The sequence below is a fragment of the Arthrobacter sp. SLBN-112 genome, assembly GCF_006715225.1.
Classification (GTDB): domain Bacteria; phylum Actinomycetota; class Actinomycetes; order Actinomycetales; family Micrococcaceae; genus Arthrobacter.
In genome coordinates, this window is the sequence record NZ_VFMU01000001.1 from 507252 (window position 1) to 533118 (window position 25867).

The window sequence follows — 25867 nt, forward strand, 5'->3', positions numbered from 1 at the left end:
TTTCTCGATAAGGTCCTTGTCAGCGCTCACAAGCATCCGGCGGCAAAGCGGCCCCGGACCGGGGCGCAGTTCATTCCAATGACGGAAGAGAGAACATGCGAAAAAGCAGTACGCACTTATCCATGTCTGCAGCCATCGCCGTGGCAGGAGCCCTCCTCATCGCCGGTCCGGCAGGGGCTTCCCCAAACCCGGCGGCGGATCCCACCGCCCAGACCACCCAGACACCCCTTGAACGCCAGGTACTGCCAGCAGGAAACGGCTGGGCATCCGAAGGGACAGGAACCACCGGAGGGTCGGCAGCAGAGGCCGCCAACGTTTACGACGTCTCCACCAAGGCAGAACTCCTGACCGCCTTCGCCGCCGGAAGCCAGGCCAAGATAATCCGGATCCACGGCAGCATCAATGCCAACACTGCGCCGGACGGCTCCACGCTCACCTGTGAAAGCTACGCCGAAGGCACGGGCTACAGCCTTGCGCAGTACCTCCGCGATTTTGACCCCGCCACCTACGGGCGGGACCAGGAGCCGGCAGGTCCACAGGAGGACGCCAGGCGCCTGGCCGCCGCCAAGCAGGCCAAGACCATCCGGTGGGACATTCCCAGCAACACCACGATCGTTGGCGCCACGCCGGACAGCAGCATCACCGGCGCAGCCCTGCGCATCAATGGTGCCGGGAACGTCATCGTCCGCAACCTCACCCTGAGGGATGCGGCGGACTGCTTCCCCGCCTGGGATCCCACTGACGGCACCGAGGGAAACTGGAACAGCGAGTACGACCTGCTGCAAGTCATCAACAAGGCCACGCACGTCTGGATTGACCACTCGGCTTTCACGGACGCCCCCAACCTGGACAGCGCCCAGCCGCTGTACTTCGGCCGCCCCTACCAGGTGCATGACGGAGCCGTCGATGTCACCAACGGCTCGGACCTGGTGACCATGTCCTACAACCGGTTCTCCGAGCACGACAAGCTGCTCCTGATCGGCTCCACCGATTCACCCACGCGCGGAGACCCCGGCAAGCTGCGGGTCACCATCCACCACAACGTCTTCCATAACGTGGGCCAGCGCGCCCCACGCGTCCGGTTCGGCCAGGTGGACGTGTACAACAACCACTTCGAGGTGACCGAGGACAGCAAGATCCCCTACGAATACAGCCTGGGCGCCGGATTCAGCTCCCACCTCTACGCAGAGGCGAACGCCTTCACGCTTCCGGCCGGCATTGACGCTGCGGACATCATCGGCCGCTACAAGGGAACGGCCATCACCACCATCGCCAACGCGGTCAACGGCAAGATTACCGACCTTCGCGCGGAGTACAACGCGGCCGCAGCCCCCGCCGACCAGCTGGCTGAGGATACGTCCTGGAGCCCAACCCTGCGTACCCAGGTCCACCCGGCCCAGGCCGTGCCGGCGCTGCTCAAGGACTCCACCGGACCGGTCTTCACGGCCGGAGGCGACCTCTGATGGCTGCCATCCTGCCCAGCCGCCGCACCGTCCTGACGGCACTGGCACTCACCGCCGGGGCCGCTGCCTTCCCGGGAACGGGCATGGCGAACGCACTCTCCCAAGCCGGCGCCGACCCCACCAAGCCGCGCACCAAGCCCGTCATCTTCGTGGTCGGGGACTCGACGTCGTCGGCCTACCAGCAGTCCGAGCGTCCCCGCGCCGGCTGGGGACAGGCCCTGCCGCTCCTATTGGGCCCGCAGGCAAGCGTCTTTGACTATGCGTGGTCCGGCGCCTCCTCCAAGAGCTTCGCCGACGCCGGACTGCTGGACCGGGTGCTGGCCCTGATGCAGGCGGGTGACTACCTGCTGATCTCTTTCGGCCACAACGACGAAAAAGTGGCGGACCCGGCCCGCGGAACGCTCCCCGACACCACCTTCAAGGAGTACCTGGGAAGGTACATCGACGGGGCCAGGGAGCGCGGGGGCATACCTGTGCTGGTCACGCCGGTGGAACGCCGCCGCTTCGACTCGTTCGGCAATGCCAAGGACTCCCACGGAGCGTATCCGCAGGCCGTCCGGGAGCTCGCCGCCGCATCCGGCACTCCCCTGGTGGACCTCACGGCGTCCTCCAAGGAACTCTGGCAGCAGCTGGGGCCGGAAGGAACCAAGTCGCAGTTCCTCTTCCTGGCTCCCGGTGAGCACCCGCAGTATCCGCAGGGCTCGGAGGACAATACACACTTCCAGGCTGCCGGGGCGGTAGCCGTGGCCCGCCTGGTGGCGCGCGAACTGCAGTCCAAGGAGATCGTGCCGCCGGGCTACTTCCTGAACATCGACGCGGTCGCGGACCCCCTGCTGGACATGTACTGGCCCGCCGAGCGGCCCATCGACCTTCCGGTGACGCTCGACGTCGGCCCCGGCCGGACGTTCGCGACAGTTCAGACGGCCGTTGATTCCGTCCCTCCGGGCAGCCTCCAGCGGACGGTCATCAGGATCCAGCCCGGCACCTACCGGGAGGCCGTCCGGGTTCCGGCGGACAAGCCGCGGATCTCCTTCATCGGTCAGGGCGGGCGGCCGGAGGACGTGCTGCTGGTCTTCAACAACGCGTCCGGCACGCCCAAGCCGGACGGCAGCGGGAACTTCGGCACCTCCGGCAGCGCGTCCGTCCGCATTGACGGGCCGGACTTCGTGGCGCGGAACCTGACCATCAGCAACGATTTCGATGAGGCCGCCAACATGGGGATGAAGGACCGCCAGGCCGTGGCGCTGCACATCACCGGGGACCGTTCGGCGCTGTCCAACGTCAGGCTGCTGGGCAACCAGGACACCCTGCTGGTGAACTCACCGGGGACAGGCGTCCAGGCCCGGTTCTACTTCGAGGGCTGCTACGTGGAGGGCGACGTGGACTTCATCTTTGGCCGCGGAACTGCCGTCTTCAGCGGCTGCGAGATCAAGTCGCTGGACCGCGGCTCCACCACCAACAACGGATATGTGACCGCGGGCAGCCAGGACCTGTCCATCCCGTACGGCTACCTCTTTGACCAGTGCCGGCTCGTCTCGGATGCCGCGAGGGATACCGTCCATCTCGGCCGGCCGTGGCATCCCAGCGGTGACCCGAAAGCCGTTGCCCAGGTCCTGGTGCGGGATTCCTGGCTGGGCGCGCATATTTCCGGAACGCCGCGGACGGACATGAGCGGCTTCTCCTGGCGGGAGGCACGGTTCCACGAGTACAACAACCGCGGCCCGGGCGCGCAGGTTACCCCCGACCGTCCGCAGTTGCCCGGGGCCGAGGCGGGCAAGTACACGGTCAGGAAGTACCTGCAGGGAACGGACGGGTGGGCGCCGCAGCTCGCCGGTACCGGGGCGGACTGCAGCGCGGTGCCGGCGGAGGTGGCTGCCTAGGGGCTGAGGGGATGCCCGGTTCCGGGATGGAGCCGGGCACTTCCCCTGCCGAGGGGCGGGACAGGGTGCCGGACCCGGGGTTAGGCTTGGCGGATGTTGACCATTGGAACCATCGTCCTCGGCGTCAACCACGTTGCCGCCGCCACCAAGTTCTGGCAGGAGGCCATCGGCTATGTCCCCCGGGAACCCGGTGACGACACGTGGGTGACCCTGGTGCCGGCGTCGGGCCCGGGCGCGGCACTGTCCCTCATGCTCAGCGAAACCCCGGTCCAGGCCTATCCGCGGATCCATCTGGATCTGTACGCGGATGACCAGGATGCGGAGGTGGAGCGGTTGGTATCCCTCGGAGCCAAACACGTGGACTGGGACATGTACCCGGACGACCCCGACTTCGTGGTCCTGGAGGATCCGGACGGAAACCGGTTCTGCGTGATCGACAAGAGTCCGCAGTAGCCGCCGCCGGGAACAAGCCCGCCGTCCAGGCCGTTGGCACCCGTACGACACGTGCCGCACTCCAAGCGGCAGCAGCGACGGAAGGGGACCTCATGGTCAGGGCTATCTGGAACGGAAAAGTCATCGCCGAGTCCGCGGACACCGTGGTGGTGGAGGGCAACCACTACTTCCCGCGCGACGCCGTCAACGCCGGCTACCTGCGGGACAGCGACAAGAACACCTTCTGCCCATGGAAAGGCCAGGCCAGCTACCACACGCTGGAAGTGGACGGCCGGCGGAACGACGCCGCTGCCTGGTACTACCCCGACCCCAAGGACAAGGCCAGGCACATCGAGGACCGGATCGCCTTCTGGCGCGGTGTCACCATTGAGGACTAGCAGGAATACAGGAAGGACGACGGCGGGTGGGCACCCGCCGTCGTCCTTTCTTGGTCACTTGCTGTTGCTACTGGCGGCGGGTGGCCGGACTAGGAGTTCCGGCCGCCCGCTGGCCTGGTCAGCGCCGATTTTTGCGGGGCTTTACAACGTTGAGTTCGCCGCTTTCATGCTTTGCTTTTTTGTCAGCCCGTTTTTCGAGGATTGACTTGCCGACTTTCTTGGCGGCGCTGCTTTTGGGGGATTTTCCGGACATCGGAATCACGCCTTTCCTTGCTTGCGTACCCGCAACGCTACGCGCTTTTATTTTTTTGGCTAGCCCTCTGAAGTACCGGGATCTCGGCTGATCTGCACCAGAAATCGGTGAGCTGTTGCGCAAGCATTTCACCTTGGCGGTGCCCCGCCCGTGCCGCGGCCGGACGCAGGGAAAAGTCCATCGCATTGGCGCCGAATAAGTGTTCAGCTTCTCCGTCCGGGAAGACCGTTTCCACCCTGCTCCCGCGCGCCCGCAGCTCCTCCACCTGCGCGGCGAGTTGCATGCCCCACTCCAGCGGCATCCGGGTCCTGCCGCCGAAGGGCGAGAGCACCAGGACTCGCGCGAACCCCGACGCAAGGTCCGCGTTCTCGTTGCGCCGGTAGCCGCCGTCGATATAGCGCCTGTCCCCGATCCCGTAGGCGAACCCGCTGGCACAGCTGGCGGCGACGGCGTCCACCAGATCCACGCCACTGCTGCTGTCGAACACTGCCGGTTCGCCGCTGTGGGCATCGACGGCCGTGATGAACAGCTTGTGGTTCGGCCAATTTCGGATTGGCAGCCGCGCGGCCACAGTCTCGCGCCAACGTGCGGTCGGGTCATGGGCCGCGGCCAGATCCATGGCCAGCACCCCCATCCGGCGGCGCATGTCCCCCGCGTCTTTCGATGAGGCGATGATCCTGCCCGTCCGCTCCAGGTGGTCAGACACCGGCCTGGAAGGAGCGGGTCCAGTGGTGGATCCTGGCGAAGCCGTCGGGTGCGGGTCCAGGACTGCGGCATAGAGTTCAGTGGCCGCAGCACCGGCGATCTGGGCCGCGGCGGTGGACCCGGCCGAGGTGCCGATGACCAGGTCCGCGTCCGTCACATCCAGGTTGGCCTCGGCCAACCCGGCGAGGACACCGATCAGCCACGCATTGCCGGTTGATCCGCCGCCGCCGAGGACCAGCGCGCGCCCAGAGGCCGCTGTTGAGGTGGGGTGCGGAGTTGAAGAGGGTGTTGAGTTCATGGGAGTCGCCTTTCGCGAATAGCGTGTTCGGCGCTCCCGGCGGCGGCTACGTCAGCCGCGCGATCGTGGACTGCGGGGAGCACCCATTGCGGATACAGCATTCATGGGTCTCACCTCCTGCGGTCGGGTCACGATCACGGGAATCATGGCACAGCGGAGAAGCTGGGTGCAACAGGTAAATTTGAGGCGATGATTTCCATAGACCGGGACAGCCCCACGCGTGACGACGTCCACCTCCTGCTCAGCGAGCACCTGGCAGACATGTTTGCTACCTCCCCGGCCGAGAGCGTCCACGCCCTGGACCACTCGGCGCTGTCCGCCCCCTCGATCACATTCTGGACGGCCCGGGAGGACGGCAACCTGCTGGGGTGCTGCGCCCTCAAGCTCCTGGGCTCCCCCACCGGCCCGGCAAGGCACGGTGAGATCAAGTCCATGCGCACCACGGCAACCGCGCGGGGACGTGGCGTTGCCACCCTCATGCTCCGGCATATCCTGGACGAAGCCCGGGCCCGGAACCTTGAGCACGTCTATCTGGAGACGGGAACCGAGGACTACTTCGCGCCCGCACGCCGCCTTTATGCCCGGCACGGTTTCACCGAGTGCCCGCCGTTCGCCGACTACGTCCTGGACCCCAACAGCGTCTTCATGGAGCTTCGCCTCTAGCAAGGCACATGCCCGGCACATAAGGAGGCGGACGACCGCTTGTGGGCACCCGCCGTCGTCCCTCCTGCGTTTGGGCGCGTTCTGGTCACCCCTGCCGGGCTTTGCTGGCACACTGGGCCAATGAATGAGGCGCTCCCACCCACCCGCCGGCCCGGCATACGTGCTGCAATGTTCGTTGACTTCGATAATGTCTTCACCGGCCTGCAGGCCATCGATCCGGAGGCGGCGAAGCGTTTCGCGGAGGACCCCAAGCATTGGGCCGAAGCACTGTCAGCTGGCGACTCTGGCAAGAGCGCCCGCCGCTTCCTGATCCGCAACTGCTACCTGAACCCGACGGTGTACTCGAAGTACCGGACCTACTGGACCCGCGCCGGATTCCGCGTGATCGACTGCCCGTCACTGACACAGCGGGGTAAAAGCAGCACTGACATCAACCTGGTACTTGATGCCATGGACGCGCTCTCTGGAAGCGTCGGCATCGAAGAGTTCTTTCTCGCTTCTGCGGATGCGGACTTCACATCGCTGATACAGCGGTTCCGCGCCGCCGACCGGATGACCACGGTGATAGCGGCCGGCGCCGTGGCCTTTGCGTACCGGGAGATGGCGGACCACGTGGTGGAGTCCCACGACTTCGTTGCCATCCTCAACGGCACCGCGGGCGAACCCATTCACGCGGTTGCCCCCGGGAATCAACGCCAGGCCCCCGCCGCAAGCAAGACCAAAACAAAGGCGGCTTCGCCGGGTGTCCGGGAGGTGCTGGAGTTCGTCCGCGCCGCCCCGGGTCCGGTAGTCGGTGCGATGGTTGCTCACCGTGCCCTCGCAGCAGATCCTTCCCTGAAGACGGACTGGGGCGGTTTTGGACGATTTGGAACGTGGGTCTCACAAATTGGCAAGGACATCGAGTATTCGTCGGTGCAGGGCGGCTGGGTTTGGGACGCAAAGCGGTTTTCACTTGAAGATCTTCCGGCTCCTGCTGACAAGCAGCCCGGCGTTGAAGAGCAAGTTACGCGGGTAACGGATGTCCCGGCCCTCTCGGCCGCCCAGTTCCGGCAAATCTTCCAGTCCATGGCGGCCCGGCTCGGCGAGCATCCGGCCAACCGCACCGAGCTGTCACGACAGGTTCGGGATGATTGCGTCAGCGCGGGCGAGCCCGTGTCCCGTAACGCCGTGAGTTTCGTGCTGCAGGGCCTCTCCTACGCCGGCTTCCCGCTCAGTGATGAGGCAACGTCAGCCCAGCTGGCAATTGCCTGGACACGGTACGTTGAGGAACTGTGCCGGGTTGCGTTGTTGGAGTTCGACGCGGCTGAGCAGCTCGCGGTCCGGCGTTGGGCCAGCGGCGGGCTGTTGGATACCTAGCATCTCCACAGCCGAGGACTGGAAACCTTACACGGCCACAGGCAAGCCCGCGTCGAACCGACGCACCGAACGGAGGCGGACAACGGCGGGTGGGCACCCGCGGTCGTCCGCTTCAGTTTGCCAGGTGTCTAGAACTGTCCGGTGGGGCCGGTGTCCTTGACTTCGCCGCGCCAGCCGCCGGTTTCGGTACCGCGTGATTCGATGAAGTCCTTGAACTTCCGCATGTCCGCCTTCACCTGCATCTCGTCGATCTTCAGGGCCGCGCCGGCTTTTTCGGTGGCGGTTTCCGGCGCCCATTCGAAGTGGACCTTGACCTTGGTGTGGTTGGCATCCAGCGGCGTGAACCTGATGATTCCGGCGTGGGACTTGCCGTCGGTGCTGCGCCAGGCGATGCGGTCGTCCGGCTCCTGGTCGACTATTTCGGTGTCGAATTCGCGCTGGACACCACCCACCTTGGTTACCCAGTGGTTGGTGGTGTCGGTCAGCTGGGTTACGGATTCCACGCCGGACATGAACCGTGGAAAGGATTCGAACTGGGTCCACTGGTTGTACGCGGTGTGCACCGGTACAGCGACGTCAACGGTCTCTTCTACGTGTTCCATCTGCTGCCTCCTCGAGACGGACGGCTGCAACAGCGGACTGGCAGGGCTTGCCATCCTGCCAGTCAGGCAGCCGCCACCCTTTCACCATAAATCCGCCGGCTACCGGGGTCCAGACCTCCACAAAGAAGCGGACGACGGCGGGTAGGCCCCGCCGTCGAACGCTTCCGTTGGGTGCCTACCCGCTGAAGGGGACCTTTTCCCAACTCAGCACATCGGTGCCCGGGACGCTGTTGCCCGCCACCGCGAACCGCACGTAATCGACGGCATTGCCGGCGCCATCCACGGTGATGCGCTGCAGGTTGTCAGCGGCAGGCGAGGCGTAGATGTCCAGCCACGGGGAGCCCGCGGCGAGGGGCTGGTCCTCCGCGAAAACGTGGCTGTCGCCGTTGACCAGGTAAACGGGAGCATCGAAGCGGTTGGTTTCGTCCACGATCGCGTGCACGATCTCCCGGAAGCCGGAAACTGTAGCCGGGTCGGCGGGGGCGCCGGCGAGCAGCGACGGATCGAACATGTCCGCCTGCTGCATGAGCACTACGGCTCGGTTATTGCTGTGCCTGGCGTCGGCGAAGGTCTGGTGGATCTGGGCGATGACGGCGTCCGTCCGGTGCTCCACCTCGGCGAGCTGCTCCGGGGTGGGAGCTGTCTTGCCCAGGCCGGTCCACGGCAGGAGGGAATTGTTGCTGCCCTGGACGTTCAGGACGGAGAAGGCCACCCGGTTCTTGGTGAAGCGGACGTCCTCCGGGAGGCCCAGGTTCTCCTGGGATGTCACCGGCATGGTGGCACCGAGCGTCTTGCCGGGTTCGTTGAAGAAGACTTCCCTCAGCTTGTCCAGGCGTTCCAGTGGGTTGTAGGCGCCGTTGTTGGTGCGGTGGCAGTCCACCCACTCGTTGTCGCCGGGGGTGTAGACCAGCGGGTGGGTGAAGGTGTCGAACTGGGTCCGGATGTAGGAGAAGTACTCATCCGAGCAGACGGAGGAGCCGTTCTTGATATCGCCCACGTGTGCTACAAACTTCAGGCCCTTGTCCGCGTTGAGGTCCTGGATGCGGGATGGGAACTTGGCAATTTCGTCGGCCCCGTAGGGGATGTCGCCGATGGCGGCGAAGGTGAAGGCCTCCTTGTCATCTGCTGGGCTGTCGGCTGCCCGGGCAGGCTGGGCCGCAAGGAGGCCGAGTGCCAAGGCGAGTGCCGCCGTCGTGGTTTTTGTGACGGCGACGGCGGCAAGGTTGCTTTTCACGAACACGGAGTACTCCTGGTACGTCGGGGATGACCGCCCGGCTTTGGGGTGTGCCGGGCGAGGGGCTGCGTGAAAAGACTCAGGGACGCGCCGAAACGATGCAGGGCGTGCTGGTTGCCGGTGGGTGAACGGAAGGGGAAGGGACAAAGGGCTCGGAATATCAACGTCCGCGCCTACCTACAGGGCGCGAGCGGCAGCGGAAAACGCGCAACCTGCGCCACACTCTGCCGGCAAGCAGCTTGCTGCGCCCAGGCATGGTCGAGTGACTCCTAGGCAACGAGATAGTCAAAGATCAGTGTCTCCAACGGGCTGCTTCCGTCCGGCAGGAAACCTGGTGGCCAGAGCGTTGGTTCCCGGTCCAGTTGTTCGGCGTTGTATTTGCGGCCGGAGGGCGAGACCCAGCCGGGCGGCTCATTCGCGGCTGCCGGGCCCGGGCTCCAGCGGGTTCGATGCTTAAGCCGATGATGCTTGGGGCACAGCTGGCCCAGGTTGCTGATCCCGGTGCTTCCGCCTCGCTCCCAGGCTCTGAGATGGTCGGCTTCGTTGTCCTGGCTGTGGTTGCTGCAGCCGGGAAAGGTGCATTTTCCATCGCGCATCCGCAGCCACCGCTTCAGTGATTCCGGAAGCCGGTAGCTGGTCCGGCTGATTTCCAGCGGCGCCCCGTCCCGCGGATCCACCAGCACCCGGTAGAAGGAACCGGCGCCTTCCAAGACGAGTTTGCGTGCCATCGATGCCGGGATGGGTCCGTAGTTGTCAAGATCTGCGGGTTCGTCCGTGGCGCCAAAGAGGGAAAGGACCGGCACCGTGACCAGGACGTCCGCTTTGAGGGACGGCCCGGCCCCGGCATTCTTCCCTGGCGTGCCCAGCAACAATCGGGCGGCCTCGTCGACCTTGATTTGGGTGAGGGTCCGCGGTTCGTCCGGTCCCTGCAGGCCACGGGCCAGGGCAGTGGCCTTGTTCCAAATGGCGCAGGCCTTGTCTGCAGGAATATATAGCGAAACCCACGCCATCCCGTTGCGGTCTGGGGAGTACTCCATCCGTCGGTCTTCCACGGACTTCGCGTGCCTGATTTCGAGGGATTCGGGATGGTGGCGTTCCCGCCAGGCACGTACCTTCCGCCGGAAGCGGGCTGGAGCCAGCTCCCCCGCCGCGGCACCCCTGGCTGCGTTCGGCGCCTCGGAGTCCAGGAAATGCGCCTCCAGAGCTGAGGCGGCGGCTTTGTCCAGGCCCGTGGTTTCATCGACGATGATCCGGGCGTGCTGCCAGGAAATCTTCCCAGCCTGCAAGGCATCCAGTGCGGCCGGCAACGTTGCGGTCAGCGCGTGCGCCTCGCCCAGCAACGCGGCTGCGGCCCGTTCCCCAACGGTCAGGACGCACGCCACCTCCGCCACCTGGCTCATTTCCCGTGCAGAGGACTCATAAGGGCTTTCAGCCGGCGGCTCGAGGGCATCTGTTGCCTGTGAATATGTAGCGAGAAAGTGGACCTTTGCCGCTGCGGCGGCAGCTTCGATCCGGGCTACAACACCTAAGCCTTCCAGGCACGAATCAGAGAGGTCGCCCAGCGGATCGTGATCATCCCGATGAGCACCAGCCGAATCTTCTGAAGACCGGCCAAGGACTTCAACCAGCTCGTCCGCCAGCCCCCTTATGGAGGTAACGGCAGCGGCCAACCCGGCACTGCCTCTTGCGTCCAAAACCGCTCCGGTTTCCATACCTAAAGCTTGGCAGGAGGGTGTGACATTTTGATTCCGGCACCACCATGGCGCCCCGGACCGCACCGCTGCCGGGCTGCCGGGCTGCCGGAACCAGGTTTTACATCCTGGAAACGCAAAACCTGTTCGCAAACGGAATTGCAGAGTACATTAGATGCAATTGCACTTGCAGAGTGATCTGCGTTACATGGCAGGCCTACCGTGAACCCCAGCGCTTTCCCAGAGCAGGCATCCGAGCAGTCCGTAGAACTGGATACCAACGCCTCCGGCATCAGCTCCCACGCCTGGCTCGGCGACGCCCTGCCTGATGTTCCGCTGACCAAGGCCCAGAGCCGGGTGGTGGAGGTCATCCGCCGCAACCCGCAGCTCTCCTCCTACGCGGACATCGCCGAGATCGCCCAGCGCGCAGATGTGAACAACTCCTCCGTAGTGCGAACTGCCCAGCACCTGGGCTACCGGGGCTGGCCTGATCTCCAACGCGAACTCCGCTCCCGCTACCTGGTGATGATCTCCACCGAAGACACCCTCACCGAGCACGGCGAAACCCGCAGCCCGCTGTATGAGGCCATCAACCACGACATTGAAAACCTCCGCCTGACGCTTGACTCCAACAACCCGGAGGAAGCCGAGGCCGCCATTGCCGCGCTGGCGGCAGCCAAGTCCATTACCGTCGTCGGCATTGGCTCCTTTGCCGGACCCGCCAGCGTCATGGCCCATCTGGGGTCCACCATGGGTTATCCCATCAGCCTGGAAAGCCGCGCCGGCCCGCACCTGGCATCAAGCACCAACAGCCTTGGCCCCGGCGACGTCCTGGTGGTCATCAACATGTGGCGCTCGGTCAAACAGATCATCATCGCCGCAGAAGCCGCCAAGCAGGCCGGTGCCACCGTCGTCGCCATCAGCGACCTGCGCCGCGGCCGCCTGGCCACGGCAGCTGACCACCTCCTGGTGGTGGCCTCCGAAGGCATTTCCTTCTTCCAGTCCGTCACCGCCGCGAACTCCCTGGTCTACGGCCTGCTCGCCGGCATGGAGGCAGCGCACCCGGACCGCAGCCGGGCCACCATCCGCCGCACCCAGCAGCTCTGGAAAGACCTGGACATCTACCTCGACTAACTGCGCTGCACAACAGAACGACGCACCCAGAACCACCAACAGCCACCCAGGAGTACCCCCTATGAACGAGCCACAAAACCGCCGCGTTGCCGTCATCGGCCTCGGCGCCATGGGCGGAGCCATGGCCGCCACCCTGCACAAGGCAGGCTGGGACGTCACCGGCTTCGACCCCTCGGAAGCCGCCCGGAAAGCTGCCGAAGAAACAGGCATCAACACCACGGACTCCCTGGCCACCCTGACCGGAACCCCCTACGCCGTCCTCTCCCTCCCCGCCGCCGGCATCGTGGAAACCACCGTGCCGCAGCTCCTGGCCAGCCCGGGAACCGTCGCCATCGTCGACACCACCACCTCAGAGCCTGCCACCAGCAAGCACATGGCCGAACTCGCGGAATCCCACGGGGCTGCCTTCATCGACGCCCCCGTTTCCGGCGGCCGCGACGGCGCCGCAACCGGCACGCTCAGCGCCTTCGTCGGCGCCACGGATGCCGCGCTGAAGGCCGCCGAGCCCGTCCTGCTGGCGCTCACGGGCGGCAACTTCAGCCACATCGGCGGCCCCGGCAGCGGCAACGTGGTCAAGCTCCTCAACAACGTCCTGGCGGCCGCCAACCTCGCCTCCGTGGGCGAGGCCCTGGGCGTGGCCAAGGCGTACGGCATCGACCCCGCCACGGCCGCGGCCAGCATCAGCGGCGCCTCCGGCGGCAGCAAGGTCTCGGCCACGATGTACCCCAACTGGGTCCTCACCGGCAGCCACGATTCCGGTTTCTCCATGGGCCTGATGGCCCGGGACGCCGCCCTGGCCGTGGACGTCGCGGCGCAGATCGGTGAGAAGCCCTTGCTCCTGGCCGCCGTCGCCAACCAGTGGCAGGACGCCCTGGCAGTGCTCGGACCAAAGGCCGACTTCACCGAAATCGCCCGCACGGTGGCTCCCGCCATCACCCCGGCCGGCGCCCCCGGCACCCCATCCGCCGCATAGGCCTCACAATCCCCAAAAGGAACAGCATCTTGAGTATCACCACAGCACCCACCTCATCCTCCGCGGCCACCGCCAGGGAAGTCCTGGACGCCGCCTTCCCCTGCGGCCTTGGCGCCTTCGTTGACGGCCGCGTCGCCACCGGCAGCGGAGACAGCATCACCCTCACCGCCGCCGCCACCGGCGAGCCCTTCGCCACCTACGCGGACCCTGGAGCCGAGGGTGCCAACGCCATCCTGGAAAGCGCGACGGCGGGAGCCGCCGTGTGGGGGCGGCTGAACGGCTTCGAGCGGGCCGCCATCCTCCGCAATGTCAGCCGCGCGGTGGAGCAGCATGCCGAGGAACTGGCCATCCTCGAATCGGCCACCACCGGCAAGCCCATCCGCGACGCCCGTGCAGAAGCCGCCAAGGTGGCCGAAATGTTCGGCTATTACTCAGGCTGGGCGGACAAGCTCACAGGGCAGACCATTCCCGTCCCCGGCAACTGGCACACCTACACCGAGCGCGTGCCGTGGGGTGTCGTCGTCGCCATTACCCCCTGGAACGCTCCCCTGTTCACCGCCGGCTGGAACTCCGCCGCCCCGCTCGCCGCGGGCAATGCCGTGATCATCAAGCCCAGCGAATTCACCCCCGCGTCCTCGGTCCGGCTCGCCCAGATCGCCCATGAAGCAGGACTGCCGGCAGGGGTCTTCAACGTTGCCGCCGGCCTGGGCCAGACGGTCGGGGCGGCATTGACCACGGACAATCGCGTGGGCAAGGTCAGCTTCATCGGCTCCGTCCCCACCGGCCGCCGCGTCGCCGTCGCCGCGGCCCAGGCCGGCATCCCGGCCCTGCTGGAACTTGGCGGCAAGAGCGCCAATATCGTCTTCGCCGACGCCGACCTGGACCGCGCCGCGGACGGCGCCGTCTCCGCCATCTTCTCCGGAGCGGGCCAGTCCTGCGTGGCCGGGTCCCGGCTCCTGGTGGAACGGAGCGTACACGCAGAATTCGTGGAGCTGGTGGCCGCCAGGGCAGCAAAGCTCCGCGTCGGTGACCCCCTCAGCGCTGACACCGAGGTAGGCCCCATCATCACGCCACAGCAGTTCGCCACCGTCACCGGCCTGATCGAGGCAGGAATGGACGACGGCGGCCGTCGCCTCACCGGGGCCACATTGCCGGAGGCGCTGAGCGGCTCAGCCCTGAAGGGCGGGCACTGGGTGATGCCGACCCTGCTGGACGGCGTCACGCCCCAGAACCGGCTGGAAACCACCGAGGTCTTCGGCCCGGTGGTGGGCGCGGACGCGTTCGATACTGAAGCCGAGGCCATTGCCCGGGCCAACAACACCAGTTTCGGCCTGGCCGGCGCGGTATGGACTTCGGACGTTTCCCGCGCGCACCACGTGGCCCGCGAGGTCAAGGCCGGCACCTTCTGGATCAACTCCTACAAGACCATCCACGTGGCGGTGCCGTTCGGCGGCTTCGGAGATTCCGGCCACGGCCGTTCCTCCGGCCCGGGCGTGCTGGACGAGTACACGCAGACCAAGGCCGTCTGGGTGCCCACACGCGCCGCCGGTTCCCCCTTCCCGTCCCTGTCCTACTAGGAGACCCATGGAAACGACTGACACAACCCCCGCGGCCGGTGCGCTGCGCACTGCCCTGGCGGACGGCGTCGAACGCTGGAAACCCAAGGTGGAGGCGCTGGCCAAGGACATCCACGGTTTCAAGGAAGTCTCCTTCGAGGAGGTGAAGTCCGCGGAGGCCATCACCGCGCTGCTGGCCGAGGGCGGCTTCGACGTGGAGCACGGCACCAGCGGCCTGCCCACCGCCTTCACGGCGACTGCCGGCAGCGGCGACCTGGTGGTGGCGCTGTGCGTGGAGTACGACGCGCTGCCTGGTATCGGCCACGCCTGCGGGCACAACCTGATCGCCGGCGCGTCCGTGGCTGCGGCCCTGGCGCTGCAGCCGTACGTGGACCCGCTTGGCATCACGCTCAAGGCCATCGGCACCCCGGCGGAGGAGCACGGCGGCGGCAAGGCGCTGATGCTGGAGGAGGGAGCGTTCGACGGCGTGGGGCTGGCGTTGATGGTCCACCCCGTCCAGGACGGGGTCACCTACAACCCGGCCGGCACCAGCGCCCAGGCTGTAGGCCGGTACAAGGCCACGTTCACCGGCAAGGCGGCCCACGCGGCGGCCGCCCCGCACATGGGCGTGAACGCCGCGGATGCGGCCGTGCTGAGCCAGGTGGCGATCGGCCTGTTGCGCCAGCAGATCCCGTCCGACCACCGGATCGCCTGCTTTGTGGCCGAGGCCGGGCACGTCACCAACATCATCCCGGAGAAGGCCGTGGTGGAGTTCGAGTGCCGTGCCTTCACCCTGCGCGAATTCGAGGCGCTGCTGGTGCGGGTGCGGCGCTGCTTTGAAGGCGCTGCGCTGGCAACCGGGACCACGCTCGCGTTCGAGGACACTGAGCCGCTGTATGAGCCGCTGATCCAGGACGACGACCTGGCAGCGCACTGGACCGCGGCGATGGGTGATTTTGGCAAGGACACCTCGCCCGCCGCGGGCCTCAGCGGCGGTTCCACTGACATGGGCAACATCTCCCAGGTCATCCCGTCCCTGCATCCGTGGCTGAGCATTCCGGGTGCGGACGTTCCCATCCATTCGCATGCGTTCGCCGCACTGGCGGACAGTCCACAGGCGTACGGGGTGATGTTCGAGGCCGGCACCGCGCTCGCCTGGACCGTTGCCGCGGCTGCCTCAACCCCCACCCAACGTCAACGCTTCACCCAAGCGGCGTACCGCCGTCGTACGTTCACCCAGGAAGGCGCATCATGAGCACTGTCAAATCAGCCCCGACCGATAAGGCCGGCACCAGGCTGACCATCCCCATCGCCGCGCTGGCGTTCGTGATTGCCCTCGCCGTGCAGTTCATTGGGCAGGCGAAGATCGACCTGGGCATCGGCGCCATCATCATTTTCCCCATGGTGTGGGGCCTGATCCTGGGCTTGCTGGTGTCCATCCAGAAGTTCAAGCCGCTGGGCATTGACCTGCAGCGGGTTGCGGCGGCGCTGGTGGGCGTGGCCGTGCTGCTGCTGGTGGCGCGGCTGGCATTCAACATCGGCCCCAGCCTGCCCACCCTGCTGAAGGCGGGTCCGGCGCTGCTGCTGCAGGAGGTGGGCCACCTGCTGGGCACCATCGTGCTGGCGCTGCCGCTGGCCGTGCTGCTGCGGATGGGCAAGGCCACGGTGGGTGCCACGTTCTCGCTGGACCGTGAACCGTCCTTCGCAATGGTGTCCGAGAAGTACGGCCCGGACTCGGACCAGTACCGCGGCGTGCTGGCGATGTACGTGTTCGGGACGCTGTTCGGCGCCGTGTTCATTACGCTGCTGACCTCGCTGGTGGCCAACTGGAAGATCTTTGATCCGCTGGCGCTGGCCATGGGTGCCGGCGTGGGGTCCGGTTCCATGATGGCTGCGTCCGTCGCGAGCATCACCGCCGCCTACCCGGGCGACCAGGAAGCTGTCCTGGGCATGGCCGCCGTATCCAACCTGATCACCACGGTGCTGGGCGTGTACGTGGGCATTTATGTTGCGCTGCCGCTGGCGGACAAGTTCTACCGGGTGCTGACACGGAAGCAGGAGAGCCGGGAGGTTGTGGGTGCTGGCGCTGGTTCTGGCTCTCCTGCCGCTCCGGCCCGCAGCGCTGCCGATGTGGAGCGCGAGGCCGCGCAGGCGGAGGAGAACCGTCGGTTCCGTGAGCGGGTGGCCGAGTCCTCCGCGGCGATCAAGCTGCCGCTGTGGCTCTCACTGTCTGTGCTGACGGTTCTGGGTATCGGGACGGCGTCGATCGCAGCGAAGGGGTTCAGCCTGACCATCGTGCTGGGGTATGTGGTCCTGCTGGCGCTGGTCCTGGTGGGCATCGCGCTGGCGAAGGTTACCCGGAAGATCTCGGCGATCGTGTTCGTCACCACCATCGGCGCATACATTTCGAGCCCGTGGTTCTTTGGGGCCGAGGCGCTGAACGCGGCCGTCAAGACCGTGGACTTCCTGTCCATCGCCACGGTGATGCTGACCCTGGCCGGCCTGTCCCTGGGCAAGGACATCCCGCTGCTGAAGAACATCGGCTGGAAGATCATCCCGGTGGGGCTGGTGGCCATCACGGCTTCGTTCCTGCTGTCCACGGTGATCGCGGAGTTCGCGCTGGGGCTGTGGCACTGAGTTAGGTTTTGCGGGTCGCCGCTGTTGGGTGGCTAGGCGGAGCGGACGACGGCGGGTGGGTACCCGCCGTCGTCCGTTTTTGTTCGCGCGTGGGATGGGGGGTTCATACTGACGTGCCTTGTACTTCCTGCCGTGGGCAAAACGTTCATCGCCGCCACGTGGCCTTGCGGTGAACGGGAGGCAAATACGGAAGGGACCCGCCAGTTGCCCGGGAACAAACACTTGGCAAACTGCAGGCGAACACCCGGACGGAAAGCCCAATCCGCTACTGGCGGGTAGGAATACTCGAATCATGAACACTTTCACTCGACGTCAAATGCTGAGATCCGCAGCGGTGGTTGCGGCAGCAGGAGGCAGTGGCTCGCTTTGGGCCGGGACCGCCGCTACCAGCGCCGCCGCTGGTACGGGGGCCTTCGCCCACGGTGTTGCCTCCGGCGACCCGTTCCCTGACAGCGTCCTGCTCTGGACCCGGATCACGCCGTCCCCTGAAGCCCAGCCCGGCAGCGGAATGGGGCCAGAAGTCTCCGTGGGCTGGGAAGTAGCGGCTGATGCGGAGTTCAAGAAGGTAGTCGCCCGGGGCACCGCCAAAACCAGCCCGGCCAGGGACCATACGGTCAAGGTGATTGCGGCCCGGCTCTCCCCCGGCACGAGTTACTGGTACAGGTTCATCCTGGGGCAATCGGTTTCCCCCGTGGGCCGGACCCGGACAGCCCCTGCCACCGGAGCCCCCGTGGACCGGCTGAAGTTTGGCGTGGTGTCATGCGCCAACCTGCAGGCGGGCTATTTTTCCTCCTACCGCCACCTCGCCGCCTGCGGAGACCTCGACGCCGTGCTTCACCTCGGTGACTACCTCTACGAGTACGGCCCCGGCGAATACCAGGCACGCGACATCGTGGTCCGTCCCCACGACCCCGCCCACGAAATGACGCAGCTCGCCCATTACCGCCGCCGGCATGCCCAGTACAAGACCGATCCGGACCTGCAATCGCTGCACGGCGCCGCGCCGTTTATCGTGACGTGGGACGACCACGAATCGGCCAACGACGCATGGAAGGGCGGCGCGGAAAACCATATGGAGGGAACCGAGGGGGTGTGGACCGAACGTTTTGCCGCGGCACACCAGGCCTACGCCGAATGGATGCCGGTGCGCTACGAATCTGGCGGCCAGATCTACCGGCGGCTGGATTTCGGATCCTTGGCCAGCTTGTCCATGCTCGACTTGCGCTCCTACCGCGACCATCAGGCCGCCAATGCTGCCGACCCGGCTGTCGACAGCCCGGACCGCAGCATCACGGGCGCCGCACAGATGGACTGGCTCCTCAGCAACCTCAAGTCCGGCGGCCCGCAGTGGAAGCTGGTCGGCAACCCGGTGATGATCACGCCGGTGCGCGTCCCGTCAACGCTGAGCACCGCGGAACTGGGCGGGGTGCAGAAGCTAATGGGCGGAACCACCATCGACGGGGCCCAAATCAATGTGGACCAATGGGACGGCTACGAGGCGGACCAGCACCGCGTCATCAGCCACCTGAGGGACAACGGGGTCAAAGACACCGTGTTCCTGACCGGCGACATCCACTCAGGCTGGGCCTGCGACATCCCGGCCGATCCATCCACTTATCCCGTGACAGGGGATTCCGTGGCAGCTGAACTCGTCTGCACTTCAGTGACGAGTGACAACCTGGACGACATCCTCAATGTGCCGCCCCGTACCGCCTCCGTCGCCGTCGAGAACGCCCTCAAGGGCGCCAACCCGCACGTGAAATACCTCGATTTCGACTCGCACGGCTATTCCGTCCTGGACGTCACGCCCGGCGGGGTGCGGATGGACTGGTACGTCCTCGCCGAGCGGACTGCCGCCGGCTCGGGATCCGCGCTGTCCACCTCGTTCAACGTCAAAGCCAGCACATGCAAAGTAACGCCGGCTTCGGGAGGCCTTTCATGAGCTCATCAACCCATCCGACGACGCCGGGACGCCGGCAGTTCCTGAAGCTCGCCGCTGCAGGAGGTGCCGCCGTCGTGCTATCCGCCGCCCCAGGGACGGCCTGGGCCGCACCCGCGGCCGAACGGACGCGGAGCTACGTGCTGGTGGTGGACGGCTGCCGGCCTGACGAGATCTCCACCACGCTGACTCCGCGGCTGGCCGGGCTCCGGGCCGGCGGCACCAACTTCCCGGCAGCCCGGTCCCTCCCCGTTATGGAGACCATTCCCAACCACGTGATGATGATGACGGGAATCCGTCCGGACCGCTCCGGCGTCCCTGCCAACTCCATCTTCGACCGCGGGGAAAATGTGGTCCGCGACCTCGACCGGCCCACCGACCTGCGTTTTCCAACCATCCTGGAGCGTCTGCAGGAACGCGGACTGACCACGGGGTCGGTACTCAGCAAGAAGTACCTTTACGGTATTTTCGGAACCCGGGCCAGTTACCGCTGGGAACCCCAGCCACTCCTCCCGGTGACCGGCCATGCTCCCGATGTGGCCACTATGGACGCCCTGCTGGCGATGGTCAGCGGCCCGGACCCGGACTTCGTGTTCACCAACCTGGGCGATATAGACCGGGTAGGGCACTCCGACATCACCGGCACCACTCTGCGCGCGGCACGTGAGGCCGCACTGGTAAATACGGACCAGCAGGTGGGCCGCTTCATTGACCACCTCAAGAGCACCGGAAAGTGGGAATCGAGCGTGATCATGGTGCTTGCCGACCACTCCATGGACTGGTCCATTCCAACCAACGTGGTTTCCGTCGACCTGATCCTGGAGTCCCGCCCCGACCTCCAGGCCAGCATCAGGATTGCCCAAAATGGAGGGGCGGATCTGCTCTACTGGACCGGCCCCGAAGAGGATCGCCCTGCGGGACTGGCCGCAGTGGAACAGCTCGTGAGTGCGCATGAGGGCGTCCTGTCCGTGAACAAGCCCGGAACCCTCCGTCTCGGGGCAGAGGCGGGAGACCTGGTGGCATACTGCGGCGCGGGCTGGCGCTTCTCCGATCCCTACGCAGCCTCAAATCCGATTCCCGGCAACCACGGACATCCCGTCACGGAACCTATCCCCTTCTTCATTTCCGGCGGCAGCCCGAAGGTAGTCACCGGGGTTTCATCGGATCCGGCCAGGACTGCCGACGTAGCGCCGACCATTGGCGCGATCTACGGACTCAACGCACCCCCCGGCGGCTATGACGGAGCTTCCCGGGCAGGAGCACTTCGGCTTTGACCGGCTGACGGCATGGCACGCGGCTGCACAGCCGCGTGCCATGCCGTCACTCCTGGCGGAACGCCGATATGCCCGTGATCCGTTGGCCCAGGATAAGTGTGTGGACCTCGTCGGTACCTTCATAGGTGCGCACTGACTCAAGGTTGTTCGCGTGCCGCAGCGGCGAGTAGTCCAGGGTGATGCCGTTGCCGCCAAGGATGGTGCGCGCTTCGCGGCAGATGGCAATGGCCTCGCGGACGTTGTTCAGCTTTCCCACGGAGATCTGCACAGGCTCCAGCGTCCCGGCGTCCTTCAGACGGCCGGTATGAAGTGCCAGCAGGGTCCCCTTTTGAATTTCCAGCATCATATTCACCAGCTTTTCCTGCGTGAGCTGGTAGCCGGCAAGGGGCTTTCCGAACTGGAGCCGGTCCCGTGCGTACGCCAGGGCGGCCTCATAGGAGTCCCGCGCGGCGCCAATAGCGCCCCAGATAATCCCGTAGCGGGCTTCGTTAAGGCAGGAGAAGGGGCCCCTGAGTCCCCGCGCGCCGGGCAGGAGCGCCGTGGCTGGCACCCGGACCTCATCGAGGCTGATGTCACATTGGATTGAGGCCCGCATCGACAGCTTCGAGCTGATCGGCGTCGCGGTGAAGCCGGGGGTGTCCGTCGGGACAATGAACCCGCGGATACCGTCCGCGGTATTGGCCCAGATGACCGCGATCTGCGCCACGGAGGCAAGGCCAATCCAACGCTTTGCACCCGTAATGACCCAGCCACCATCCCCGTCGGGTGCGGCGAAAGTTGCCATGCTGGAGGGATCCGAACCGGCAGTGGGCTCCGTGAGCCCGAAGCACCCGATCTTCTCGCCCCGCGCCATGGCTGGCAGGTGCTCGTTCCGCTGCTCCTCGGACCCCCACTTGTGAATGGCACTCATGGCCAGGGACCCCTGGACACTGACGAACGTCCGAAGTCCTGAATCCCCGGCTTCCAATTCCATGGCAGCGAGGCCGTATTCGACTGCGCTGCGGCCAGGGCAGCCGTAGCCCTTCAGGTGCATCCCGAGAACCCCCAGCTTCCCAAGTTCGGGAACAAGTTCGAGCGGGAAGTGCGCGTCCTCGTACCAGCCGGCGATGTTGGGCCGGATCCGTTCATCCACAAAGTCCCGGACAGAGTCGCGCAACTGCAGCTCCCCCGGGGTCAGGAGGCTGTCGAGGTTCAGCACATCGTCGAGTACCAGGGCGGGGGCAGTTACGGTCACGATTGGTTCTCCTGGAGTTCAAGGGGCGGGTTGGCGGCGGTCCTGGCGTGACTGGCACTGGACCGCCGGCGATCTCCGACCACTGTGCCAGTCCGATTGCGGCAGATCCAATACCAAATAATGATTCCGCTGATGCCCGATATGCATCAATGGGCAGCTCAGTCCGGCGAGGGAAGCACCTCTTCCGAGAGCCGAAGAACCTCGCGCAGCGCTGGGCTGGCGTTGTCCTTCCGCCAGACAAGCCGCAGCTGGATCACGTCAGCCGGATCGTCGAGTGGAAGAAACACGACACCCGGGTGGCTGAAGTTCTCCGGCACGGATGAAACCGTCAGCGCAACACCGATTTCGGCGGCAACGAGCGCCATCAGCGTCTGCGAATCCGGTGCCACCTGGACGATCTCCGCAACGTACCCCGCGGCACTGGAGAGCCGCCGAAGATGGTCATGGAGGATGGCGCCAGGATGCTCCGGCAAGGTGACGAAAGGCTGCTCCGAGAAGTCCGCCATGCACACCGAAGCGCGGCCGCTCAAGGGGTGGCTTTCATACAGGGCCACCACGAGCCGCTCGTTGGCCACGATCCGCGAGTCGAGGACGGCAGGAATGAAATTCCAGCGGCCCAGTCCCACCTCCATGGCCCCGCTCATGACCTTGTCCATGGCCGGCAGGGCGAAGTTGGAACTGGACAGCTCGAAGTCGATTCCGGGGTGCACCTCCCGGACCCGCTTGGCGAGCCTGCCGACCATCACATGCGAGGAGACGCCGGCAAAGGCTACCCGCACGCGCCCGGTCTCGCCGCGGCCCACAGATGCCACAGCGAGGCGGCCGCGACGACAGCCTTCCAGTATCTCGCGCGCCGGGCCGATGAACGCCTGGCCCGCTGCGGTCAGTTGGACCGTCCGCGTGCTGCGGATAAAAAGCGGCGCCTTCAGTTCATGCTCAAGCCGCTGGATGGACCGGCTCAGCGGGGGCTGGGCCATATGGAGCCGGCGCGCGGCCCTGCCGAAATGCAGTTCCTCGGCCACGGCGAGAAAGGCCCGGATCTGGTGTATTTCCACTCCCGGTCAGCTCCTGGGCGGGTAAACGTCGTTGTTCATACGCTCCAACATAGCGAAGGACGACAGAAGATTGATGGCCTGCGGGTATCAGTCCGGCACCAAATGCGTATTGGACGCGAATGAGTCCGCTTGCGAGGGTAGGTGATGCAGACCACAAAGCGGAGGAACTTGATGTCACAACCGACCAACAAACCGGTGCCCGGCAGGCACGGCCATCCCCCTGCAGGCTACGAGTCCCCCGGCGTGGACGTCCTCGGCCGCGCCAGCGCCGGTCCCCTCGCCGGCGTTGTGGTGGCGGATTTCAGCAGGGTGCTCGCCGGCCCGTACGCAACCATGCTCCTGGCGGACATGGGCGCCACCGTGATCAAGGTGGAGGGACCCGGCGGTGATGACACCCGCACCTATATGCCTCCGGTCCGGGATGGCGAAGCCACCTTCTTCCTGGCCGTCAACCGCAATAAGCATTCCATTGCCCTGGACCTGAAAAACCCGGAGGACCTGGACGTAGCACGTTCCCTCGTCCTCAGCGCTGACGTGATGATCGAGAATTTCAAGCCCGGCAACATGGCCCGGCTGGGCCTGGACTACGCCGCCGCTGCTGAATTGAAGCCGGACATCATCTATGCCTCCATCACCGGCTTTGGCACGGGCGCCGGCGCACACATCCCGGGATACGATCTGTTGGTCCAGGCTGCCTCAGGAATGATGAGCCTGACCGGAGACCAGGACACCCAACCGTACCGGGCGGGCATCGCCCTTTTCGATGTCATCACAGGCCTGCACGCCGCCATCGGCATCCTCGGGGCCCTCCATCACAAGGACCGGACCGGTGAGGGCCAGCTGGTGGAGCTGAACCTGCTGACCTCGGCCCTGTCCGGCATGGTGAACCAGTCTGCGGCATATGTGACCGGCGGTGTTGTACCTGCCAGGATGGGCAACGAGCACCCCAGCATGTATCCGTATGCCCCAATGAAGACCGGCGACGGCACGATCATCATTGCAACCGGCAATGATGCCCAGTTCGTCCGGCTGTGCGGGGCGCTCGGCATTCCCGGGGTGGCCAGTGATCCAAAGTTCGCCACTACGCTGCAGCGCAACGCCCACCGGAACGAGCTGCGCGACATCCTCCACGCCCGGCTGGCCACGCAGTCAGCGGCGCAATGGTTCCGGGAGCTCTCTGCGGCGGGGCTGCCATGCGCCCCGATCCAGGACGTCCGCGGCGGCGTTGATTTCGCGGAACAGCTGGGGCTTAACCCGGTGGTGCTGGCCGGCGATGGTCCGCGGAAGATCCCCACCGTCCGGCATCCGGTCGAATACTCCCGTACGCCGGTGGACTACTCACTTGCGCCCCCGGAACTGAACGAAAGCTCCGGGCTTATCCGGGAGTGGCTGCTGCACAGGAAGACGCTGGCCCATGCCTGAGGCGTTCCGGACCCGTGTCTGCCCCAGGTGGTCGGACCAGGACCTCAACGGACACGTTAATCATGCCGCCGTGGTGACGCTCCTGGAGGAGTCAAGGATCAAGTGGCGTTCGGGGATGCCGGGAATCGACCGGGCCCAGGCAACCCCCACGGTAGTGGCGAGCCTCGAACTAAACTATCGGCGGCCGGTCCACCACGGGGAAGACCTTGAGGTTGAACTCACCGTCAGCAGAATCGGCTCGAGTTCATTCAGCCTCGAATTCCGGGGCAGCCAGCACGGCGTAGTCGCCGTAAACGGCCGAACCGTGCTGGTTTCGGTCCGGCCGGACACCGGCAAGTCCAGGCCATTGGCGGAACACGAGCGCCGCTGGCTCACTCGTTTCCAGCCCATGCAAGAAAATACGGACCCGCCTGGAACGCGGGTCTCCCACCACACACCCTTGGAGCTGACTCAATGACACCGGAAACGGCTGCCGACCCCACCGACTTTTACTTCATGGACGAATTCCTCAGCGCCGAGGAACGGGCGCTCCGGCTGAAGGTCCGCAGTTTCGTCGATAAAGACCTGCTGCCGGTCATCAACGGCTATTGGGAACGTGCCGAGTTTCCCTTCGAACTTGTTCCCAAACTCGCCGCACTCGGCATCGTCGGAACAACCATCCAGGGCTACGGATGCCCTGGGCTAAGCCGACTTGCCGCCGGAATCGTGGCTGCGGAGGTCTCCCGGGGCGATGGTTCAGTAAACACCTTCCTCGGTGTCCAGTCCGGACTGGCGATGGGGACCATCAACATGCTCGGCAGTGAAGAGCAAAAAGAACGCTGGCTTCCCGCCATGGCGACCCTGGGCAGCATCGGCGCCTTCGCCCTGACCGAACCCGATCACGGGTCTGATTCGGTGGCGCTTGAAACCAGCGCGCGGCGGGACGGGGACAGCTACATCATCACCGGGCGCAAGCGCTGGATCGGCAATGCCAGCATGGCCGACGTCGTGATCATTTTTGCCCGGGACGAGGCGGACGCCAAGGTCAAGGCCTTCGTGATGGAGCGTAACGACGACGGCAGCTTCCCGAACGGGTACTCCACCGAGGTCATTACCGGCAAGATCGGCAAGCGGGCCATCCTCCAGCCGGACATCACCCTGGAGAACCTGCGGATCCCGGCGGCCAACCGGCTCACGGAATGCTTCTCGTTCAAGGACGTCACCCGTGTCCTGACTTCCACGCGCAGTGGCGCATCCTGGGAGTCCTACGGCCACGCGATGGCCGCCTACGACATCGCGGTGAACTACGCGAAGACCCGGCAACAGTTCGGCAAACCGATCGGCAGTTTCCAGCTGGTGCAGAACAAGCTGGCCAACATGCTCGCAGAACTGACCGCCATGCAACTCATCTGCTTCCGCCTTGCCGCCCTGGCCGAGGACGGCCGGATGACCGGGCCCATGGCCTCCATGGCCAAGATGCACACGGCCAGGAAGGCCCGCTGGATCTGTTCCGAAGCACGGGACATGCTCGGGGGCAACGGCATGCTGCTGGAGAACCACGTCGCCAGGCACATGACCGACATGGAGGTCGTGTCCACCTACGAGGGCACAGACTCCATCCAGTCCCTTCTCGTCGGCCGGGAGATCACCGGCCTCTCCGCCTTCAGCTAGCTCCCGGCCAGGCCCGGG

General features: G+C 65.8%; 22 protein-coding genes and 1 pseudogene. 16 read left to right on the plus strand and 7 right to left on the minus strand.

What is annotated here, in order from left to right:
- The first annotated feature begins 122 nt into the window (after positions 1-122).
- The 4 genes from FBY33_RS02430 to FBY33_RS02445 all read left to right on the plus strand — a co-directional run bounded on the left by FBY33_RS02430 (position 123) and on the right by FBY33_RS02445 (position 4173).
- On the plus strand, positions 123-1463 hold the full coding sequence (locus FBY33_RS02430; RefSeq protein WP_235010380.1) for a pectate lyase family protein: 1341 nt from the start codon (positions 123-125) through the stop codon (positions 1461-1463).
- On the plus strand, positions 1463-3343 hold the full coding sequence (locus tag FBY33_RS02435; protein WP_142029141.1) for a pectinesterase family protein: 1881 nt from the start codon (positions 1463-1465) through the stop codon (positions 3341-3343). The genes FBY33_RS02430 and FBY33_RS02435 overlap by 1 nt, the downstream gene beginning before the upstream one ends.
- Before the next feature lie 93 nt (positions 3344-3436).
- Positions 3437-3796: a VOC family protein gene (locus FBY33_RS02440; RefSeq protein WP_142029142.1), complete on the plus strand. Its 360-nt coding sequence runs from the start codon at positions 3437-3439 to the stop codon at positions 3794-3796.
- Positions 3797-3888: 92 nt separating this feature from the next.
- A complete protein-coding gene (locus FBY33_RS02445; RefSeq protein ID WP_142029143.1) occupies positions 3889-4173 on the plus strand; it encodes a DUF427 domain-containing protein in 285 nt (94 codons plus the stop codon).
- A gap of 118 nt (positions 4174-4291) precedes the next feature.
- Here the strand turns inward: FBY33_RS02445 and FBY33_RS20310 are convergent, their stop codons facing one another.
- Positions 4292-4435 carry a hypothetical protein gene (locus FBY33_RS20310; RefSeq protein ID WP_160141877.1) on the minus strand — a complete coding sequence of 48 codons (144 nt, stop codon included), beginning with the start codon at positions 4433-4435 and terminating at the stop codon, positions 4292-4294.
- A gap of 28 nt (positions 4436-4463) precedes the next feature.
- Entirely contained in the window at positions 4464-5429 is a 966-nt protein-coding gene (locus FBY33_RS02450; protein WP_142029144.1) for a patatin-like phospholipase family protein, read from the minus strand.
- A gap of 189 nt (positions 5430-5618) precedes the next feature.
- On the opposite strand from FBY33_RS02450, the gene FBY33_RS02455 reads away from it, so the two are divergent.
- Together FBY33_RS02455 and FBY33_RS02460 are read left to right on the plus strand one after the other, a co-directional pair.
- Positions 5619-6092 carry a GNAT family N-acetyltransferase gene (locus FBY33_RS02455; protein ID WP_142029145.1) on the plus strand — a complete coding sequence of 158 codons (474 nt, stop codon included), beginning with the start codon at positions 5619-5621 and terminating at the stop codon, positions 6090-6092.
- Between the two features lie 120 nt (positions 6093-6212).
- Positions 6213-7448 carry an NYN domain-containing protein gene (locus FBY33_RS02460; protein WP_142029146.1) on the plus strand — a complete coding sequence of 412 codons (1236 nt, stop codon included), beginning with the start codon at positions 6213-6215 and terminating at the stop codon, positions 7446-7448.
- Between the two features lie 128 nt (positions 7449-7576).
- On the opposite strand, the gene FBY33_RS02465 is transcribed toward FBY33_RS02460, so the two are convergent.
- The 3 genes from FBY33_RS02465 to FBY33_RS02475 all read right to left on the minus strand — a co-directional run bounded on the left by FBY33_RS02465 (position 7577) and on the right by FBY33_RS02475 (position 10996).
- Complete coding sequence (locus FBY33_RS02465; RefSeq protein WP_142029147.1) at positions 7577-8050, minus strand: SRPBCC family protein; 474 nt, start codon at positions 8048-8050, stop codon at positions 7577-7579.
- Positions 8051-8225: 175 nt separating this feature from the next.
- Positions 8226-9290: a hypothetical protein gene (locus tag FBY33_RS02470; protein WP_442858310.1), complete on the minus strand. Its 1065-nt coding sequence runs from the start codon at positions 9288-9290 to the stop codon at positions 8226-8228.
- Between the two features lie 263 nt (positions 9291-9553).
- On the minus strand, positions 9554-10996 hold the full coding sequence (locus FBY33_RS02475) for an HNH endonuclease signature motif containing protein (protein ID WP_142029148.1): 1443 nt from the start codon (positions 10994-10996) through the stop codon (positions 9554-9556).
- 249 nt (positions 10997-11245) lie between these two features.
- Here FBY33_RS02475 and FBY33_RS02480 point away from each other — a divergent pair, with 249 nt between their 5' ends.
- From FBY33_RS02480 to FBY33_RS02510, 7 genes and pseudogenes are all read left to right on the plus strand, one after another.
- Positions 11246-12109 (plus strand): MurR/RpiR family transcriptional regulator, encoded by an 864-nt coding sequence (locus FBY33_RS02480; protein WP_142032462.1) that lies wholly within the window; start codon positions 11246-11248, stop codon positions 12107-12109.
- 55 nt (positions 12110-12164) lie between these two features.
- Positions 12165-13082 (plus strand): annotated as a pseudogene (locus tag FBY33_RS02485) (NAD(P)-dependent oxidoreductase); the annotation flags it as partial.
- 29 nt (positions 13083-13111) lie between these two features.
- Positions 13112-14659, plus strand: a complete 1548-nt coding sequence (locus FBY33_RS02490) for an aldehyde dehydrogenase family protein (protein WP_142029150.1) — start codon at positions 13112-13114, stop codon at positions 14657-14659.
- A gap of 7 nt (positions 14660-14666) precedes the next feature.
- A complete protein-coding gene (locus FBY33_RS02495) occupies positions 14667-15893 on the plus strand; it encodes an amidohydrolase (RefSeq protein ID WP_142029151.1) in 1227 nt (408 codons plus the stop codon).
- Positions 15890-17275, plus strand: a complete 1386-nt coding sequence (locus FBY33_RS02500) for a DUF3100 domain-containing protein (protein ID WP_142029152.1) — start codon at positions 15890-15892, stop codon at positions 17273-17275. Before FBY33_RS02495 ends, FBY33_RS02500 begins: the two co-directional genes overlap by 4 nt.
- 292 nt (positions 17276-17567) lie before the next feature.
- Positions 17568-19217 carry an alkaline phosphatase D family protein gene (locus FBY33_RS02505; protein ID WP_142029153.1) on the plus strand — a complete coding sequence of 550 codons (1650 nt, stop codon included), beginning with the start codon at positions 17568-17570 and terminating at the stop codon, positions 19215-19217.
- Entirely contained in the window at positions 19214-20488 is a 1275-nt protein-coding gene (locus FBY33_RS02510; RefSeq protein WP_142029154.1) for an alkaline phosphatase family protein, read from the plus strand. The genes FBY33_RS02505 and FBY33_RS02510 overlap by 4 nt, the downstream gene beginning before the upstream one ends.
- Before the next feature lie 46 nt (positions 20489-20534).
- Here FBY33_RS02510 and FBY33_RS02515 read toward each other — a convergent pair whose 3' ends face one another.
- The gene (locus tag FBY33_RS02515) at positions 20535-21722 is read right to left on the minus strand and encodes an acyl-CoA dehydrogenase family protein (RefSeq protein WP_142029155.1); all 1188 of its coding nucleotides are present in this window, start codon (positions 21720-21722) and stop codon (positions 20535-20537) included.
- Positions 21723-21880: 158 nt separating this feature from the next.
- Positions 21881-22777, minus strand: a complete 897-nt coding sequence (locus FBY33_RS02520) for a LysR substrate-binding domain-containing protein (RefSeq protein WP_142029156.1) — start codon at positions 22775-22777, stop codon at positions 21881-21883.
- Between the two features lie 171 nt (positions 22778-22948).
- Between FBY33_RS02520 and FBY33_RS02525 the strand changes: the two genes are divergently transcribed.
- From FBY33_RS02525 to FBY33_RS02535, 3 genes are read left to right on the plus strand one after another with little or no spacing between them, the layout of a single operon-like run.
- A complete protein-coding gene (locus tag FBY33_RS02525) occupies positions 22949-24199 on the plus strand; it encodes a CaiB/BaiF CoA transferase family protein (RefSeq protein ID WP_142029157.1) in 1251 nt (416 codons plus the stop codon).
- Positions 24192-24656, plus strand: coding sequence for an acyl-CoA thioesterase (locus FBY33_RS02530; protein WP_142029158.1), 465 nt, complete (start codon positions 24192-24194; stop codon positions 24654-24656). Before FBY33_RS02525 ends, FBY33_RS02530 begins: the two co-directional genes overlap by 8 nt.
- Positions 24653-25849: an acyl-CoA dehydrogenase family protein gene (locus FBY33_RS02535; RefSeq protein ID WP_142029159.1), complete on the plus strand. Its 1197-nt coding sequence runs from the start codon at positions 24653-24655 to the stop codon at positions 25847-25849. The genes FBY33_RS02530 and FBY33_RS02535 overlap by 4 nt, the downstream gene beginning before the upstream one ends.
- Positions 25850-25867 lie beyond the last annotated feature (18 nt).